17 protein-coding genes are annotated in these 17246 nt (G+C 65.8%); 11 read left to right on the forward strand and 6 right to left on the reverse strand.

What is annotated here, in order from left to right; all coding sequences use genetic code 11:
- Positions 1 to 79 precede the first annotated feature (79 nt).
- The 3 genes from ABMA46_RS04440 to bglA all read left to right on the forward strand — a co-directional run bounded on the left by ABMA46_RS04440 (position 80) and on the right by bglA (position 3561).
- On the forward strand, positions 80 to 1336 hold the full coding sequence (locus tag ABMA46_RS04440; RefSeq protein WP_348998104.1) for an aminopeptidase: 1257 nt from the start codon (positions 80 to 82) through the stop codon (positions 1334 to 1336).
- 43 nt (positions 1337 to 1379) lie between these two features.
- Positions 1380 to 1742: a DUF488 domain-containing protein gene (locus ABMA46_RS04445; RefSeq protein WP_348998105.1), complete on the forward strand. Its 363-nt coding sequence runs from the start codon at positions 1380 to 1382 to the stop codon at positions 1740 to 1742.
- 166 nt (positions 1743 to 1908) lie between these two features.
- Positions 1909 to 3561 carry a beta-galactosidase BglA gene (gene bglA, locus ABMA46_RS04450; protein WP_348998106.1) on the forward strand — a complete coding sequence of 551 codons (1653 nt, stop codon included), beginning with the start codon at positions 1909 to 1911 and terminating at the stop codon, positions 3559 to 3561.
- Between the two features lie 61 nt (positions 3562 to 3622).
- On the opposite strand, the gene ABMA46_RS04455 is transcribed toward bglA, so the two are convergent.
- From ABMA46_RS04455 to ABMA46_RS04470, 4 genes are all read right to left on the reverse strand, one after another.
- Positions 3623 to 3868 (reverse strand): hypothetical protein, encoded by a 246-nt coding sequence (locus tag ABMA46_RS04455; RefSeq protein ID WP_348998107.1) that lies wholly within the window; start codon positions 3866 to 3868, stop codon positions 3623 to 3625.
- A 397-nt stretch (positions 3869 to 4265) separates the two neighbouring features.
- On the reverse strand, positions 4266 to 4988 hold the full coding sequence (locus ABMA46_RS04460; protein ID WP_348998108.1) for an MBL fold metallo-hydrolase: 723 nt from the start codon (positions 4986 to 4988) through the stop codon (positions 4266 to 4268).
- A gap of 8 nt (positions 4989 to 4996) precedes the next feature.
- Entirely contained in the window at positions 4997 to 6163 is a 1167-nt protein-coding gene (locus ABMA46_RS04465) for a diphosphate--fructose-6-phosphate 1-phosphotransferase (protein WP_348998109.1), read from the reverse strand.
- Between the two features lie 154 nt (positions 6164 to 6317).
- Positions 6318 to 7034 carry a L,D-transpeptidase gene (locus ABMA46_RS04470; RefSeq protein ID WP_348998110.1) on the reverse strand — a complete coding sequence of 239 codons (717 nt, stop codon included), beginning with the start codon at positions 7032 to 7034 and terminating at the stop codon, positions 6318 to 6320.
- A 236-nt stretch (positions 7035 to 7270) separates the two neighbouring features.
- Here ABMA46_RS04470 and ABMA46_RS04475 point away from each other — a divergent pair, with 236 nt between their 5' ends.
- Positions 7271 to 7891 carry a LysE family translocator gene (locus tag ABMA46_RS04475; protein ID WP_348998111.1) on the forward strand — a complete coding sequence of 207 codons (621 nt, stop codon included), beginning with the start codon at positions 7271 to 7273 and terminating at the stop codon, positions 7889 to 7891.
- A 204-nt stretch (positions 7892 to 8095) separates the two neighbouring features.
- Positions 8096 to 9547: a xylulokinase gene (gene xylB, locus ABMA46_RS04480; RefSeq protein WP_348998112.1), complete on the forward strand. Its 1452-nt coding sequence runs from the start codon at positions 8096 to 8098 to the stop codon at positions 9545 to 9547.
- Positions 9548 to 9576: 29 nt separating this feature from the next.
- Here xylB and ABMA46_RS04485 read toward each other — a convergent pair whose 3' ends face one another.
- Positions 9577 to 9939: a nuclear transport factor 2 family protein gene (locus ABMA46_RS04485; protein ID WP_348998113.1), complete on the reverse strand. Its 363-nt coding sequence runs from the start codon at positions 9937 to 9939 to the stop codon at positions 9577 to 9579.
- A gap of 121 nt (positions 9940 to 10060) precedes the next feature.
- On the opposite strand from ABMA46_RS04485, the gene xylA reads away from it, so the two are divergent.
- Together xylA and ABMA46_RS04495 are read left to right on the forward strand one after the other, a co-directional pair.
- Complete coding sequence (xylA, locus tag ABMA46_RS04490; RefSeq protein ID WP_348998114.1) at positions 10061 to 11371, forward strand: xylose isomerase; 1311 nt, start codon at positions 10061 to 10063, stop codon at positions 11369 to 11371.
- 180 nt (positions 11372 to 11551) lie between these two features.
- Complete coding sequence (locus tag ABMA46_RS04495; protein WP_348998115.1) at positions 11552 to 11764, forward strand: hypothetical protein; 213 nt, start codon at positions 11552 to 11554, stop codon at positions 11762 to 11764.
- Between the two features lie 15 nt (positions 11765 to 11779).
- Here ABMA46_RS04495 and ABMA46_RS04500 read toward each other — a convergent pair whose 3' ends face one another.
- Entirely contained in the window at positions 11780 to 12760 is a 981-nt protein-coding gene (locus ABMA46_RS04500; protein WP_348998116.1) for a GlxA family transcriptional regulator, read from the reverse strand.
- 71 nt (positions 12761 to 12831) lie between these two features.
- Here ABMA46_RS04500 and bcoG point away from each other — a divergent pair, with 71 nt between their 5' ends.
- From bcoG to ABMA46_RS04520, 4 genes are all read left to right on the forward strand, one after another.
- Entirely contained in the window at positions 12832 to 13749 is a 918-nt protein-coding gene (bcoG, locus tag ABMA46_RS04505; protein WP_348998117.1) for a 3-dehydrocarnitine:acetyl-CoA trimethylamine transferase BcoG, read from the forward strand.
- 225 nt (positions 13750 to 13974) lie between these two features.
- Entirely contained in the window at positions 13975 to 15066 is a 1092-nt protein-coding gene (locus ABMA46_RS04510; protein ID WP_348998118.1) for a 3-hydroxyacyl-CoA dehydrogenase NAD-binding domain-containing protein, read from the forward strand.
- A 2-nt stretch (positions 15067 to 15068) separates the two neighbouring features.
- On the forward strand, positions 15069 to 16022 hold the full coding sequence (locus ABMA46_RS04515; RefSeq protein WP_348998119.1) for a PfkB family carbohydrate kinase: 954 nt from the start codon (positions 15069 to 15071) through the stop codon (positions 16020 to 16022).
- Between the two features lie 12 nt (positions 16023 to 16034).
- Positions 16035 to 17198, forward strand: coding sequence for an acyl-CoA dehydrogenase family protein (locus ABMA46_RS04520; protein ID WP_348998120.1), 1164 nt, complete (start codon positions 16035 to 16037; stop codon positions 17196 to 17198).
- Positions 17199 to 17246 lie beyond the last annotated feature (48 nt).

The following is a 17246-nucleotide window of genomic DNA, read 5'->3' on the forward strand; positions in this document are numbered from 1 at the left end:
CCAATGGCACGGCCCGGGATGGAAAGCGCCGCGTCCGGGGTCTATGTAATCCTTTTCGCAAACCAGTGCAGGCAGGACCATGACGACGCATCAGCGCGATTTTTCCGCTTCCATCGATCCGGTGAAGCTCGACCGTTTGGCGCAGGTGGCCATCAAAGTCGGCCTGCAACTTCAGCCGGGGCAGGACCTCGTGCTGACCTCCTCGATCGCCGCCCTGCCGCTGACGCGCAAGATCATCGAGCAGGCCTACAAGGCAGGCGCCGGACTGGTGACGCCGATCTTCTCCGACGACGAGATCACGCTGACGCGGTTCCGTCACGGTCAGGACGCCGGCTTCGACCGGGCGGCCGGATGGCTCTACGAGGGCATGGCGAAAGCCTATGGCGATGGCGCGGCGCGGCTTGCCGTGCGCGGCGACGATCCGTCTCTCCTGTCGGGGCAGGATCCGCAGAAGGTCGCCCGCGCCAATAAGGCGGCCTCCATCGCCTCCAAGCCGGCAATGGAGAAGATCACCGGCTTCGACATCAACTGGACGATCCTCGCCTATCCCGAGCTTGCCTGGGCGAAGCAGGTGTTTCCGGGTGAGAACGACGACGTTGCCGTGGCGAAGCTTGCGAACGCCATCTTTGCCGCCAGCCGGGTCGACGGCGACGATCCGATCGGCGCATGGAAGGCGCACAATGCCGAGCTGAGCAAGCGCTCGGCCTGGCTGAACGGCCACAATTTCCATGCGCTGCGTTTCACCGGGCCGGGCACCGACCTCACCGTCGGGCTGGCGGACGGCCACGAATGGATGGGCGGCGCTTCGACGGCGAAGAACGGCGTGATCTGCAACCCCAACATCCCGACCGAGGAGGTGTTCACCACGCCGCATGCCCGCCGCGTCTCCGGCCATGTCTCGAGCACCAAGCCGCTCTCCTACCAGGGTACGCTGATCGACGAGATTTCCGTCCGCTTCGAGGAAGGGCGCATCGTCGAGGCCCGCGCGGCCAAGGGCGAGGACGTGCTGCAGAAGGTGCTCGATACGGACGAGGGCGCCCGCCGGCTGGGCGAGGTGGCGCTGGTGCCCAATTCCTCGCCGATCTCGAAAAGCGGCATCCTGTTCTACAACACGCTGTTCGACGAGAACGCCTCCTGCCACATCGCGCTCGGCCAGTGCTATTCGAAGTGCTTCGTCGGCGGCGCCGAGCTGACACAGGAAGAGATCGCGGCGCGTGGCGGCAACAAGAGCTTCATCCATATCGACTGGATGATCGGCTCGGGCGAGGTCGATATCGACGGCGTCAATGCCGACGGCTCGACCGTGCCCGTCATGCGCCGGGGCGAATGGGTATAGGGACCGGAACTCGTTTCCGGACAGTCGCGCCCGGGAGGAGCCGATGGCAGGTGCAATCGATATCCGCGTGAAACGGGTCTACGAGCCGGCGCAACCGGCCGACGGCCAGCGCGTGCTCGTCGACCGGCTGTGGCCGCGGGGCGTTTCCAAGGAGAAGGCGGCGCTGACGTTGTGGCTGAAGGACATCGCGCCGAGCGACGAATTGCGCCATTGGTTCGACCACAAGGCGGAGCGCTGGGAAGAGTTCCAGCGCCGCTACGCCGCCGAGCTTGCCGGCAAGGACGAGCCGCTGCGCCAGCTCGGCAACCTGCTGGACAACGGCCGGGTGACGCTTCTCTATGGTGCCCATGACGAGAGGCACAACAACGCCGTGGCACTGGCGGCCTGGTTGCAGGCGCAGAAATAGAAGCGGCACGGAATGGCTGGAGCGTGTCTCCCGAAAGCGGGCATCGGCGTCTATCGACGGAATCCCTCGCCTCGATGAACGAGGCGGATGTATCGGCACCAAGTTCCCCAGCCCTTGAGGCGTCGGGGGTGGGAGATCGCGGGACAACGCATTGGAGTTCGAACCTATGCCGGAACTGACCTCTTCGGGACCCGTCGATCGCGACTGGTGGCGTGGCTGCGTCATCTACCAGATCTATCCGCGTTCCTTCCAGGACACGGATGGCGACGGCATCGGCGACCTGAAAGGCATCACGAAAAGGCTCGGCTACATCGCCTCGCTGGGCGTCGACGCGATCTGGATTTCGCCTTTCTTCAAGTCGCCGATGAAGGATTTCGGCTACGACGTCACCGACTATTGCGACGTCGATCCGATGTTCGGCACGCTCGCCGATTTCGACGCGCTGGTCGCCGAGGCGCATCGGCTGGGCCTCAAAGTGATGATCGACGAGGTTCTGTCGCACACCGCCGACAGCCATCCCTGGTTCGCCGAAAGCCGGTCGAGCCGCGACAATCCCAAGGCAGACTGGTACGTCTGGGCCGACGCCAGGCCGGACGGCACGCCGCCCAATAACTGGCTGTCGATCTTCGGCGGCTCGGCCTGGCAATGGGACACGCGACGCCAGCAATATTACCTGCACAATTTCCTGTCCGAGCAGCCGGACCTGAATTTCCACAACCGCGAAGTCCAGGACGCGCTGCTCGATGTCACGCGTTTCTGGCTGGAGCGCGGTGTCGACGGCTTCCGCCTCGACACCATCAATTTCTATTTCCACTCGCAGGGTCTTGAGGACAATCCGGCCTTGCCGCTGGAAGAACGCAACGACCAGACCGCGCCCTCGGTCAATCCCTACAATTACCAGGATCATCTCTACGACAAGAGCCGGCCGGAGAACCTCGCCTTCCTCGAACGCTTCCGCGCTCTGCTCGACGAATATCCGGCCGCTGCCGCCGTCGGCGAGGTCGGTGATTCACAGCGCGGGCTGGAGATCGTCGCCGCCTATACCGAGGGCGGCCGGCGCGTACAGATGTGCTACGCCTTCGATTTCCTCGCGCCCGAAAAGATCAGCGCGCCGAAGGTCAGGCAGGTGTTGCAGGATTTCGGCCGCGTGGCTGTCGACGGCTGGTCGTGCTGGGCCTTCTCCAATCACGACGTGGTGCGCTACGCCTCGCGCTGGGCTGTCGACGAACCCGACCCGGCCGCCTATCTCAAACTCGTGTCGGCGCTTCTCATGTCGCTGCGCGGCTCCGTCTGCCTCTATCAGGGCGAGGAACTGGGGCTGACCGAAGCCGATCTCGCCTTCGAGGATCTGCGGGACCCCTACGGCATCCGCTTCTGGCCGGAATTCAAGGGCCGCGACGGCTGCCGCACGCCGATGGTGTGGCAGGCCGGCGCGAAGAACGGCGGTTTCTCGACGGCCAAGCCGTGGCTGCCTGTGCCGGCCGAGCATCTCGCCGGGGCGGTCGATGTTCAGCAGGGTGATGAAAACTCGCTGCTGGAGCACTACCGCCGCTTCCTCGCCTTCCGCCGTGCCCATCCGGCGTTGGTGAAGGGCGATATCGAATTCCTGCCGAGCGGGGGCGACACGGTCGCCTTCACACGTGGCTACGGCAACGAGCGGCTGGTCTGTGTCTTCAATCTCGGCAACCGGCCTGCGGCTGTCGATCTCGGCGCGGGCCTGACGGTCCAGCCCCTCGCCGGGCACGGCTTTGCCAGCGAGGCGGACGCCGGGCGCGTCGAGCCTGGCGGTTACGGAGCGTGGTTCGGGCGCCTCGCCTGAGCCGGACATAAAAAGAGCGGCGGGCAAGCCCGCCGCTCCCGGGTTCAGGCAGAACCGAGGCTTAGTTGCTGCCGAAGGTCCGCACGCCCTCCAGGGCCGCCTGCGAATTCTTTTCGGCGATTGTGCCGTTGGAATTGCGCAGTTCGTAGGCCACCGGCGACTGGCTGACCGACGAGGTCTGCACGGTATCGATGCGCTGCTGCGCAGCGATCGCGTTGATGTCGGGGCCGCCGCCGTTCTGGTCCTCGGCGAGGGCTACGCCGCTAAGGGCGAGGAGGGTGGCAGCGGTAAGAGCGATCTTCTTCATTTTTAGGTACTCCAGATTTTTATCTCGTCCGTCAAGCGGCGTGCCCTTGGGAGGATTTCGCGTCGTTCGGACAACGCTGATCTGGGTGGCGGGGGCGTCGGATTCCAATCACGAAAATGTTCCGGCTGGTCCAGAACGCTTGTTCTTGAAACGTCGAGACAGGCATCTATCGGCAATTTTTTTTGTTTGAATTCATGCGGATACAAGATCCATCCTGGCCGATATGCGAAAGCATACCCGCTTCATCGTTCACGACGTGTTGGACACAGCGTCAATAAAAACCGAACCGTTCGGTTCGATTTGCTTTGGAATCCATGCGCCAACTCACGAATCGTTAACCGTCATCACCGGTCCGGAAAGCCGTTGGTATCGGTCGGCACGGAAACCGTTCCGGCGCTCAGGGTCCGTCGGTGCCGGCGAGATAGGCCCGCGCGATCGCCTGCATGCGCGAGCGGTCGAAGCTCGGGCCGTGTCCTCCGTGGCCAAGGCGGATCGGCAGGTCGATCAGGCGCTTCATCGTTTCGCGATAGGCCGGCCGGTCGGAGTCCGGCAACTCGTCCAGCAGCGTGTCGTCGTAGATAGCGTCGCCGGAAAAAAACAGGCCGTCCCGCTCGTCCAGCAGGCCGATCGAATCCGGCGAATGCCCCGGCAGGTCCAGCACCGTGAAACGGCGGTCGCCGAGGTCGACGCTGTCGCCTTCCGCAAGCGTGCGGGTCAGCGGCGCAGCCGTGATCGCGTACGTCGTGGCACTCCAGCCGGGACGCGGAAGGGCCGAGACGGCCGCGTCGAGGTGGCGGAATTCGTCGGCGTAGGTGACGGCGTCGGGCATGGCGGCAAAGGCGGCGGCGCTCCGCGCCGGGCCGAGCCGCTGCGGAAATTCGTGCAGCGAGCCGACATGGTCGAGATGGATATGGGTGGCCACGACCAGGAGCGGCTTGCCGGGCGGCGTGTCGATCTCCGGCGCCAGCGGACAGATCCCCATTCCGGTATCGACCAGCAGATCCGCGTCGCGGCCCCTGACGTGCCACATATTGGCGCGCATGTAAGGATGGACGAAAGGCTCCGTCAGCATCGTCGTGCTGTCGTCGACGACGATTTTCAGGAACCAGGGCCGGTCCATCGCGGCGCTCAGACGAAAGGCTTGCCGACCTTGTATTTCGCCGGAACCAGCCGTCTCAGATAGGCGAGCCCCGGCTCGGCCAGGTCGTTGCGGTCGGCCTGGAGAAAATCCTCCGGCATATGCCGGGTCTTGCCGGCGACCGCGTCGAGCGGCACTTTCTTCAGGACCGTTTTGTCCCCGTCATATTGCAAGGCGACCGAGCCGCCGCCCTCGGCGGCGACCCGCACAGCGAAGGCGCCGGCATCGAACGCCTCCTGCGCGTCGACCGCGCTGATCGCCCCGACATAGCCGCGCGGCATGTAGCCGAGGGCGTCGACGCGCGCGCGCTTGCCCGGCAAGCGGTCCGAAAGCGCCTGCTCGAAGGCCCGGTTGAGGTCGCTGCCCGAGAGCTTCACATTGCCGTGCGCGTCGCGCTCGATCCTGTCCGACCCGACGATGGACTCGACCAGCGAGCGCCCGTCGCCGGTCGACACGCCCTCCGAGACCGCGACAACGCAGCGCTGGTGGCGGCCGAGCGCCGCCTTGACGTCGTCGATGAAACGATCGACCGAGAAGGCGCGTTCCGGCACGTAGACGAGATGCGGGCCGCTGTCCTCGTCCAGCCGCCAGGCCGCCGAGGCGGCGGTGAGGAAGCCGGCGTGCCGGCCCATGACGATGCCGACATAGATGCCGGGCAATGCGCGGAAATCGAGATCGACGGACAGGAAGGCGCCGGCCACGAATTCGGCCGCCGACATGAAGCCCGGCGTGTGGTCGTTCTCGACAAGGTCGTTGTCGATGGTCTTGGGCGCATGCACGAAGGCGATCTTGCCCCCGGCGGCGTCGGTGAGAATCTGCTGGGTGCCGGACGTGTCGTTGCCGCCGATATAGATGAAGGCGTCGGCGCCGGCTTTCTGCAGGCCCTTCAGGACCTGCTCGCAATAGGCGGCGTCCGGCTTGTCGCGGGTGGAGCCCAGCGCGGCGCTCGGCGTATTGCCGATCAGCCGCAACTCGTCCTCGCTCATGTCGGTGAGATCGACGAAGTCGCCGTCGCGCACGCCCCGCACGCCGTGCCTTGCGCCCAGCACGCGGGCGCCCGCATGGCGCTTTCTGACCTCGAGCACGGCGCCCACGACAGTCTGGTTGATGACGGCGGTGGGACCGCCGCCCTGTGCGATGATGAAGGTTTCACTCATATGCGCCGCTCCTGCCTGCAGGCCGGCACAATCGCCCTTCTCGCCGCCGGACGCAATGGCGAAGGGGAGGTGAGTAGGAGAATAGGGCAGTAGGGCAGTAAGGCAGCAAGGTCTTGTTCTCTATTGCCCTACTGCCTTACTGCCCTGTTTCCTCTCAAACAACCACGACCGGGTTGCGCTTCGAAACGCGGCTGTAGAGATCGATGATGTCCTGGTTGATCAGCCGCACGCAGCCCGAAGACATTGCCTTGCCGATCGACCACCATTCCGGCGAGCCGTGCAGCCGGTAGCCCGTGTCCTGGCCGTTCTGGTAGATGTAGAGCGCGCGCGCGCCGAGCGGGTTCATCAGGCCGCCAGGCTGGCCGTGCTGCCATTTGACCAGTTCCGGCTTGCGCTGGATCATCTCGGGCGGCGGCGTCCAAGTCGGCCATTCCCGTCCGTACTGGATGTTGGCGCGGCCCGACCAGCGGAACCCGTCCTTGCCGACGCCGACGCCGTAACGGATCGCCTCGCCGCCGGGCTGCACCAGGTAGAGCAGCCGCTCCTTGGTATGGACGACGATGGTGCCGGGCGCTTCGCCCGTCGGATCGACAACGATCTGGCGGCGGAACTCCGGCTTGATCTTCAGATACGGCACTTCCGGCACCACGAAGCCGCCGTCGGTCAGCGAGGCGTACATCACGTCAGGGCTGGTGATGTGCTTGTCGACGCTGATGCGCGGAACGGGCCGGTCGGCGCGGATCGAGCCTGTGGTGATGTCGTCCAGGCCGAGCGCCGGCATGTCCATGGCCGTCTGCGAGCAGCCGCCGAGCCCGACGAGCGTGACGGCGCCCATGCCGGCCAGCACGGCCCGTCGCGAAAGCATATCCATATCGGTCGCGAGGCGCGCCGGCTCTTTCCTGTTCGTCGAAACTGTCAAATTCCCTACCCCAAGCAAGCGCCGCGCCTGACACCGCAGCCGAATGATGCGGATTTTCAGCAATCATGGTTGATAAACGGTGAAGAAGGATTTTCGCCGTTTCCCGCGACAGGGGGGCGTCGGCCGAACCCCTCTTTACATCCTCGCGCGGAGAGGGATTTATCCTTTTCTTTGCGCGAGGAAATACCATGTCTGTCGAGAACTGGGCGGCCTTTGCCGCCGCATCCGCGATCCTTCTCATGATTCCCGGCCCGACCGTTCTTCTGGTCGTGTCCTATGCGCTCGGCCAAGGCTGGCGAACCGCGCTGCCGATGGCGCTCGGCGTCGCGCTCGGCGATTTCACGGCCATGACGCTGTCGATGCTCGGCGTCGGCGCGCTGCTGGCCGCTTCGGCCGCCGTCTTCACCACCCTCAAGATCGTGGGCGCGGCCTATCTGGTCTATCTCGGGATAAAGCTGTTCCGTGCCGGCGGGACCTTGCGGGCCGAGCCGCGCGCGGATTCTGTTCCGTCGCTGAAAATGATCGCTCATGCCTGGCTGGTGACGGCGCTGAACCCGAAGAGCATCACCTTCTTCGTCGCGTTCCTGCCGCAGTTCCTCGATCGTCACAGCCCCTTCATGACCCAGATGGTGGTGTTCGAGGCGACGTTCCTGGCGCTCGCCTTCCTCAATGCGCTAGGCTATGCGGTTGCGGCCTCGCGCGCCCGCGCCGTCGTGCGCAACGAGCGCGCCATCCGCATCTTCAACCGCACCGGCGGCACGCTGCTGGTGGGAGCAGGCATCGCCACCGTCGCCATGCGCGGCAGCTGAGGAACCCGGCCCCACGTTGACGCGTCAGGTGTGACCGGCGTGACCGGGCGTGACTTTTCTTGCAATTTTGCCGGAACTCGAAAATACAGATCAACAGTCGGCACGGCTGGCCACCCAACCGATTTCGCCTATGCTGGCTGCCGAAAAATCCCGGGCGTCGGGTGATCGTCAGATCCGGGATTTTCGTGAGGAGGAGAGAAGAGCATGTATCTCGGGCTTGACCTCGGCACGTCGGGCGTCAAGGCGCTGCTGATCGATGAGGCCCAGGCCGTCGTCGCGGCGGGGCACGGTGCGCTGGAGGTCTCGCGGCCGCATCACGGATGGTCGGAGCAGGACCCGGCCGGCTGGATCAGGGCGAGCGAGGATGCGATCGCCGAATTGAAGGCGTCGCATCCGAGGGAACTGGCAGCCATCAAGGGGATTGGCCTGTCCGGCCAGATGCACGGCGCCACGCTGCTCGGGTCCGACGACAAGGTGCTGCGGCCCTGTATCCTGTGGAACGACACCCGCAGCCATGCGGAGGCGGCGGCGCTCGACGCCGATCCCCGCTTTCGCGATATCACCGGCAATATCGTCTTCCCGGGATTTACCGCGCCCAAACTGGCCTGGGTGAAGAACAACGAGCCGTCCATCTTCGCGCAGGTCGCGAAGGTGCTGCTGCCCAAGGATTATCTCAGGCTCTGGCTCGCCGGCGAGCACCTGTCGGAAATGTCGGATTCGGCCGGCACCTCCTGGCTGAACGTGGCGGAGAGGCGCTGGTCGCCGGACCTGCTTGCCGCCACCGATCTCGACGAAAGCCACATGCCCTCGCTGGTGGAAGGCACCGAAAAAGCGGGCGCGCTGCGCGCCGAGCTCGCCGCGCGCTGGGGCATGACGGCGGGCATTCCCATTGCCGGCGGCGCCGGCGACAACGCGGCGTCCGCCTGCGGCATGGGAACGGTGGGCGAAGGCCACGCCTTCGTCTCGCTGGGAACGTCCGGCGTGCTGTTCGCGGCCAACACGGCCTACCTGCCCAACCCTGAAAGCGCCGTGCACACCTTCTGCCATGCCCTGCCGCAGACATGGCACCAGATGGGCGTCATCCTGTCCGCGGCCGATTCCCTCACCTGGTTGTCGACTGTCACCGGCAAGGACCCCGCGCATCTCGCCGGCGAACTCGGCGAGAGCTTGCGGGCGCCGACCGGCGTCACCTTCCTGCCCTATCTCTCGGGCGAGCGCACGCCTTACAACGATTCCGTCATGCGCGGCGCGTTCGCGGGACTTGAGCACGAATCCGGCCGCGCCGCGCTGACGCAGGCCGTGCTGGAGGGGGTCGCCTTCGCCTTCCGCGATTGCCTCGAAGCGTTGCGGAAGGCCGGCACGACGCTCGAGTGCGTCACCGCCATCGGCGGCGGATCGCGCTCGCGCTACTGGCTCAAGGCAATCGCGACGGCGCTCGGCATTCCGGTCGATATTCCGGCCGACGGCGATTTCGGCGCGGCCTTCGGCGCGGCGCGCCTCGGCATGATCGCCGCGACCGGCGCCGATCCACTCGCCGTGTGCACCGCTCCGGGAACCGAAGCGACCATAGACCCCGACGCCGGCCTTTCCCGGGCCTATGCCGATGCCTATGGCCGCTACCGCGCGCTTTATCCGGCGATCCGGGGGACGATGTGATTCGCCTCCTGTCGCGATCGTCGCGGATTTTATTGTGCCGGCGCCTTGTCGAGGAAGCCGGTGACGCTTTTCAGCCGGCCGTTCTCGATGACGCCGATATCGGTTCCTTCGAAGACCGACGCGCCGTCGGCCGGACCGAAGCTCCAGGAAAAGCGGATGGCGTCGCCGAACCCGTCCGGCTCGCCCCTCAGCGAAAAACGGAAATCGGAGAACTGCTGCTGCACGCCGTCGATCAGCGCGGCGATGCCGTCATGCCCTTCGCCTTGCATGATCGGGTCACGGTAACGGATATCCGCGGTGAATGCCCTGGAAAGCAGGGCCTCGCGCGCGCTCGGCGCCGCCTCGTTCCAGGCGGCAATATAGTTTCCGGCGATTGTCTTCAGGTCCGTCATCGTCGTTCTCCGTGTTCGGGTTTTGACGGGACGGTTTTCGTCCATCGCAACTGGCAAACCAATTACGTCCGGGGTAATCGCGGCGCCGCCGCCACTTGAACGCAGTCGAGGAGGAGAAGGCATGGGCACTGGATTTTTCGGCGACGTCGAGCCGGTCAGATACGAGGGGCCGGACTCGACCAATCCGCTCGCCTACCGGTTCTACGACAGGGACGAGGTCGTACTCGGCAAGCGCATGGAGGACCATCTGCGCTTCTCGGTCGCCTACTGGCATTCCTTCGCCTGGGAGGGCGGCGATCCGTTCGGCGGGCGCTCCTTCGACCGGCCGTGGTTTGGTGATGGCATGGACAAGGCCCGGCTGAAGGCCGACGTCGCCTTCGAGATGTTTTCCCTGCTCGGCGCGCCCTTCTACTGTTTCCACGACGCCGATGTGCGCCCCGAGGGCAAGACCTTCGCGGAAAGCGCGGCGCGGCTCGACGAGATCGCCGACATTTTCGCGACCAAGCAGGAAGAGACCGGCGTCGGGCTGCTGTGGGGCACGGCCAACCTGTTCTCGCACCGGCGTTTCATGGCCGGCGCAGCCACCAATCCGGACCCGGACGTGTTCGCCTATGCCGCCGCGACGGTGAAGAAATGCCTCGATGTCACGCAGCGACTCGGCGGCCGCAACTACGTGCTCTGGGGCGGCCGCGAAGGCTACGAGACGCTGCTCAACACCGACCTGAAGCGCGAGCGCGAGCAGGCCGGCCGCTTCCTGTCGCTGGTCGTGGACTACGCGAAGAAAATCGGCTTCGAGGGCACGATCCTGATTGAGCCGAAACCGCAGGAGCCGACAAAGCACCAGTACGACTACGACGTTGCCACGGTCTACGGCTTCCTCAAGGATTTCGGCCTGGAAAAGGAGGTCAAGCTCAACATCGAGCAGGGCCATGCCATCCTGGCCGGCCATTCCTTCGAGCACGAACTGGCGCTCGCCGACGCGCTCGGCGTCTTCGGCTCGATCGACATGAACCGCAACGACTACCAGTCGGGCTGGGATACCGACCAGTTCCCCAACAACGTGCCGGAGATGGCGCTGGCCTATTATTATGTGCTGCGCGCTGGCGGCTTCACCACCGGCGGCACCAATTTCGACGCCAAGCTGCGCCGCCAGTCGCTCGATCCGCAGGACCTGCTGATCGCCCATATCGGCGGCATGGACTGCTGCGCCCGCGGCCTCAAGGCGGCGGCGCGGATGCTGGAGGACAAGGCGCTGTCCGGGCCGCTGGACGACCGTTATGCGGGCTGGGATTCGACGGAGGGCAAAGCGATGTTGTCCGGCCGGCGGACGCTGGAGGAGATCGCCGCCCGCGTCGTCAAGGACACGATCGAGCCGCAGCCGCGCTCGGGCCGGCAGGAATATCTGGAGAACGTCGTCAACCGCTACGTCTGAGCCGGCGACGGCCTCCGACTTTCGGGTGGCTTATGCCTGCGCGCGTTTCGAAATTGCTGCGGAGAGGACAAAACTTTGCCCTTTCCTGTCGCGCAAACGCCTTTCTCTTGCCTTCAAACAGCCGTCACGCAAGCCGTATAGTCTGCAGGGTGCGGCGGCTGGCAGAAGGAGGCGACGACAATGCAGCACGAACGCGATATCGACGCTCTGCTCTCACCCGATCAGGCCGCATCGGTCTTCGACCGGCTGATGGCCCTTCCTCAACCCGGCGAAGGCGTCCAGGCGCCGGACGAATGGACGCGCGCCCTGTCCGGCCGCTTCGAGGCGCATCTCGTGCGGCAGATGCGGGCGCTCATCGAGCGCGCCGACGACGATGCCAGGGACGCCGCCTGAGCCTGATTTCCTGCCCTACCTGCGTCTCAGCCTGACCGGCGCTGTGCCGAAGGCGCGCGAAAAGGCGCGCGAGAAGGCCGCGGCCGAGGAAAAGCCCGTTCGCCCGGCGATGTCGGCCATCGGTACGCGCGTATCGGTGACGAGCTTGCGGGCCGCGTTGAGCCGCAGCCTGAGATAGTAGGCGCCGGGTGTTTCGCCGATCGAACGGCGGAAGATCGCCTCCAGCGTGCGGGAGGTGACGCCGGCGCGCTTGGCGATGGCGGCCGTGGTCAGCGGGCGGTCGACATGACCTTCCATCAGCCGGATCGCCTGCGCGAGGCGGGGATCGTAGCCGTCAAGCCGCCCCAGCGACACCAGCGGCTGCGCGTCGGTCGCCGCGCGCGACTGGTCGTAGATGAACACGCTCGCCACGTCGAGCGCCACCGCCATGCCGAGCCGCGCGCGGATCAGGTGCAGCATCAGGTCGAAGGTCGGGGAGGCGCCGCCGCAGGTGAAGACCGGTCCGTCGATGACATAGCGGTCCGGGCGCACGTCGACGCCGGGAAAGGCGGCGGAGAAATCCTCCATGTCTTCCCAGTGCGTCGTCGCCGCGCGGCCTTCCAGCAGACCGGCGCGCGCCACCAGCCAGGTGCCGGCCTCGACGCCGCCGACCGCCCGTGCCGCGCGCGCCGCGCGGCGCATGCCGGCCAGCAGGGCGGCCGTCGCGTAGTTCTGCGTGCCGAAGCCGGCGATCACCACCAGCATGTCGGTCGGCTCGGCAGGATCGAACCGGCCGGATACGGCAATCGGCAGGCCGCAGGTCGTGCCGACCGGCTCGCCCGTCATGGACACGAACTTGAAATCGAACGGCGTGTCGCCGCTGATGCGGTTCGCGGCGCGCAGCGGATCGACTGTCGAGGCCACGCACATGACGGAGGAGCCGGAGAACACAAGCAGCGTCACCTTGAGAGTCGCTCGCTCGGGTCGGAAGATCGTCGGCTTTTCGCTTTTTGGCATTTCAAATTCGTAAAGTGTGAAGCAGCTCGGCGCAAGCGGCGCGATGATCGCGATAGACAGGGAGGATCATCATGCCGCTCGCCATGAATCGGGAAGTCTTCATTACCTGCGCCGTCACCGGCTCCGGCGGCACGCAGGACCGCAGCCCGCACGTCCCGCGTTCGCCGAAGCAGATCGCCGACTCGGCCATCGAGGCGGCAAAGGCCGGCGCGGCGATCGTCCACTGTCACGTCCGCGATCCCGAGACCGGCAAGCCGCGCCGCGACGTCTCGCTCTATCGCGAGGTGACTGAGCGCATCCGCGCCGCAAGCGTCGATGTGGTGCTGAACCTCACCGCCGGCATGGGCGGCGACATGGTGTTCGGCGACGTCGAAAGCCCGCTGCCGCTGAAGGAGCAGGGCACGGACATGGCCGGCGCCTCCGAGCGCGTCGAGCATGTCCGCCAGTGTCTGCCGGAGATCTGCACGCTCGACTGCGGCACCATGAATTTCAACGAAGCCGACTACGTGATGACCAACACGCCCGGCATGCTGCGCGCCATGGGCGGCCTGATGACCGGCATGGGCGTCAAGCCCGAGATCGAGGCCTTCGACACCGGGCATCTGTGGTTCGCCAGGCAACTCGTCGAGGAAAAGGTGCTGAAGCCCGACGCGCTGGTGCAGCTTTGCATGGGCGTGCCGTGGGGCGCGCCGGACGACCTCAACACCTTCATGGCCATGGTCAACAACGTGCCTGCGGAATGGACCTTCTCGGCCTTCTCGCTCGGTCGCAACCAGATGGCCTATGCGGCGGCCTCCGTGCTCGCCGGCGGCAATGTGCGCGTCGGGCTGGAGGACAATCTATGGCTCGACAAGGGCGTGCTCGCCACCAATGCCCAGCTCGTCGAGCGCGCGGTTACGGTCGTTTCCAACATGGGCGCGCGCGTGATCGGCCCGGAGGAAGTGCGCAAGAAGCTCAACCTCACCAAGCGCGCGCCGCTGGCGGCTTAGCGAGATCGCGGACGTGGCGTTCCTTCGCGCCCCCCTCTGTCCTGCCGGACATCTCCCCCACACGGGGGGAGATTGGCCGTCGGCTCGGCTTTCGCCAATCGCCGGAATTGCAGAGAGGCGCGAAACATCGAAACAGCGCATCTCCCCCCGTGTGGGGGAGATGTCCGGCAGGACAGAGGGGGGCGCCGTAGGGTTCGACACCCTCCATAAGAGGGAATTCAGACAATGACCATCTCCAAAGCGGCCGCCATCGGTGGCGGTGTCATCGGTGCCGGCTGGGTCGCGCGCCTTCTGCTCAACGGCATCGACGTGGCGATCTTCGATCCCGACCCGGAAGCGTCGCGCAAGGTCGGCGAGGTGATGAAGGGCGCGCGCCGCGCCTATAAGCAGATGCTGCCCGACGGTTTGCCGAGGGAAGGCAAGCTCACCTACGCAAAAACCATAGCCGAGGCGGTGGCCGACGTCGATTTCATCCAGGAAAGCGTGCCCGAACGGCTCGACCTGAAACACAAGGTGCTGGCCGAGATCGACCTGCATGCGCCAGCCAACGCCATCGTCGGTTCTTCCACATCGGGCATCAAGCCGTCGGACATGCAGGTGGCGATGAAGAAGCACCCCGAGCGGCTGGTGGTCGCCCATCCGTTCAATCCGGTTTACCTGTTGCCGATCGTCGAGATCGTCGGCGGCGCGCAGACCTATCCGGAGGCCATCGAGGTCGCGAAGGAGATGTATGCCTCGATCGGCATGAAGCCGGTGGTCATCCGCAAGGAGATCGAGGCTTTCGTCGGCGACCGCCTGCTCGAAGCGGCGTGGCGCGAGGCCCTGTGGCTGATCAAGGACGGCATCTGCTCGGTCGAGGAACTCGACGACATCATGCGCTACGGCTTCGGCCTGCGCTGGGCGCAGATGGGCATGTTCCAGGTCTACCGCGTCGCCGGCGGCGAGGCCGGCATGCGCCACTTCATGGCGCAGTTCGGGCCCTGCCTGAAATGGCCTTGGACCAAACTGATGGATGTGCCGGAATTCAACGACGAACTGGTCGACCTGATCGCCGCGCAATCGGACGAGCAGTCGGACAAATGGTCGATCCGCGAACTGGAAAAGATCCGCGACGAGAACCTCGTTGGCATCATGGACGTGCTGTCGAAGACCAACAAGGGCAAGGGCTGGGGCGCGGGCGCGCTGCACAAGGATTATGTCAAGCGACTCTCGACGCTGGCGAAGAAGCCGGTGTCGGTCGCCGCCGCCAGGGCGAAAGCAAACAAGCCTGTTAAAAAGGCTGCGAAGTCGGCCAAGAAGGCGGCGAAGAAGGGCTGAGCTTGGGCGCGCGTGACGATCTCGAAGGCGATGGCGTCCGCATGTCCGGGCCGCCGATCCTGTGCGTCGGCGCCCTGACGGCCGATCTGATGATGCAGGTCGATACCCTGCCGGCCTTGCCCGGCAAGTATCCGGCGCAGGGCGCGGCGCTTGTCGCCGCCGGCATGGCGACAAGTGCTGCCACGGCGATCGCGCGGCTCGGTCGCGACGTGCGCCTGTGGGCCTCGGCGGGAATCGGTCTTCTCGGCGACTTCGTGATCGCGCAGATCGAGCGCGACGGCATCGACACGCGCCACGTCCGCCGGCTCGACGGCGTCATGACGGCGGTTTCGGCCATCCTCGTCGAGGAGCGGGGCGAGCGCATGGTCGTGCCGCGCTACGACGAGCCGCTGCTGGCGGCGCCGTCGGTCATTCCGAACTTCGAGGATTTCGCAGCGGTGCTGGTGGATGTCCGCTGGCCGACTGCGGCCGCGGCCGCGCTCGACGGCGCGCGCGAGGCCGGCATTCCCGCCGTGCTCGATCTCGATGTCGGCCGCAAGCCGGTGCTCGAGCACTTGGCCGGGCGGGCGGATCACATCGTCGCTTCACTTGCCGGCGCGCGCACCCTGACCGGCGGGACCGGGCCGGCGGACTGCGTCGAGGCCTTGGCCGCAACATACGCAGCGACCGTCGTGGTGACCGATGGCGGGAACGGGGCCTGGGTTCGACCGACAGGTGACGACAAGACCGTTCATGTTCCGGCGTTTGCGGTGAACGCCGTCGACACCAATGCGGCGGGCGACGTCTTTCATGGCGCCTATGTCGTCGCGATCGTGGAAGGCATGGAGCCGGCAGAGGCGGTGCGCTTCGCCAGCGCCGCCGCCGCCATCAAATGCACCCGCTATGGCGGCCGCACCGGGGCGCCGACGCGCGCCGAGGTCGACGCGATGCTTGCCGCGGCGCATGAACAGGTTTGACAGGAGCCCCTGATGAATTTCGGCCTCAGCGAAGAACAGCAGGCGATCGTCGACACGACGCGCGCCTTTGTCGAGAACGAGCTTTATCCACATGAGCTGGAGGTCGAGCGTAGCGGCGTGCTGCGCAAGGATCTTCTGGAAGAGATCAAGGCGAAGGCCATCCAGGCCGGGCTCTACGCCGCCAACATGCCGGCCGAGGTCGGCGGGGCAGGGCTCGATACCGTCACCTGGCTGCTCTATGAGAAGGAACTCGGCCGCGCCAACTATGCGCTGCACTGGAACTGCGTGGCGCGTCCGTCGAATATCCTGCTGGCCGGCACCGACGAGCAGAAGGAAAAATACCTCTATCCCTGCGTGCGCGGCGAAAAGGCCGATTGCCTCGCCATGACCGAGCCCGGCGCCGGCTCCGACCTGCGCGGCATGAAGGCGAGCGCCGTGCAGGACGGCGACGACTGGATCCTCAACGGCACCAAGCATTTCATCTCCCATGCCGATCATGCCGATTTCGCCATCTGCTTCATGGCGTCCGGTGAGGAAGACAGTCCGCGCGGTAAGCGCAAGAAGATCACCGCCTTCTTCGTAGACAAGGGCACGCCGGGCTTCACCGTGCGCGACGGCTACCGCAACGTCTCGCATCGCGGCTACAGCAACTCTGTCCTCGAATTCGACGATTGCCGCCTGCCGAAGGAGCAGATCCTCGGCGAGGTCCACAAGGGCTTCGAGGTCGCCAATTCGTGGCTCGGCGCGACGCGCCTGCAGGTCGGCGCCACCTGCCTCGGCCGCGCCGAGCGCGCCCTGCAGCACGCTATCGAATATGCGGCCGAGCGCCGGCAGTTCGGCCAGCAGATCGGCAAGTTCCAGGGCGTGTCCTTCAAGCTCGCCGACATGGCGACGGAACTGAAGGCCGCGAACCTGCTGGTGTTCGAGGCCGGCTGGAAATACGACGCCGGCACCGTCACCGACGAGGACATGGCGATGGCCAAGCTGAAGGCCACGGAAATGCTCGCCTTCGTCGCCGACGAGGCGATCCAGATTCACGGCGGCATGGGCCTGATGGACGACCTGCCGCTGGAGCGCATCTGGCGCGACGCCCGCGTCGAGCGCATCTGGGAAGGCACGAGCGAAATCCAGCGCCACATCATCTCGCGCGCGCTGCTGCGGGCGGTGGGTGGATGATGGATACGGCGGCATTCCTTCGCGCCCCCCTCTGTCCTGCCGGACATC

It is taken from the genome of Mesorhizobium hunchu (assembly GCF_040081975.1).
Taxonomy (GTDB): domain Bacteria; phylum Pseudomonadota; class Alphaproteobacteria; order Rhizobiales; family Rhizobiaceae; genus Mesorhizobium; species Mesorhizobium hunchu.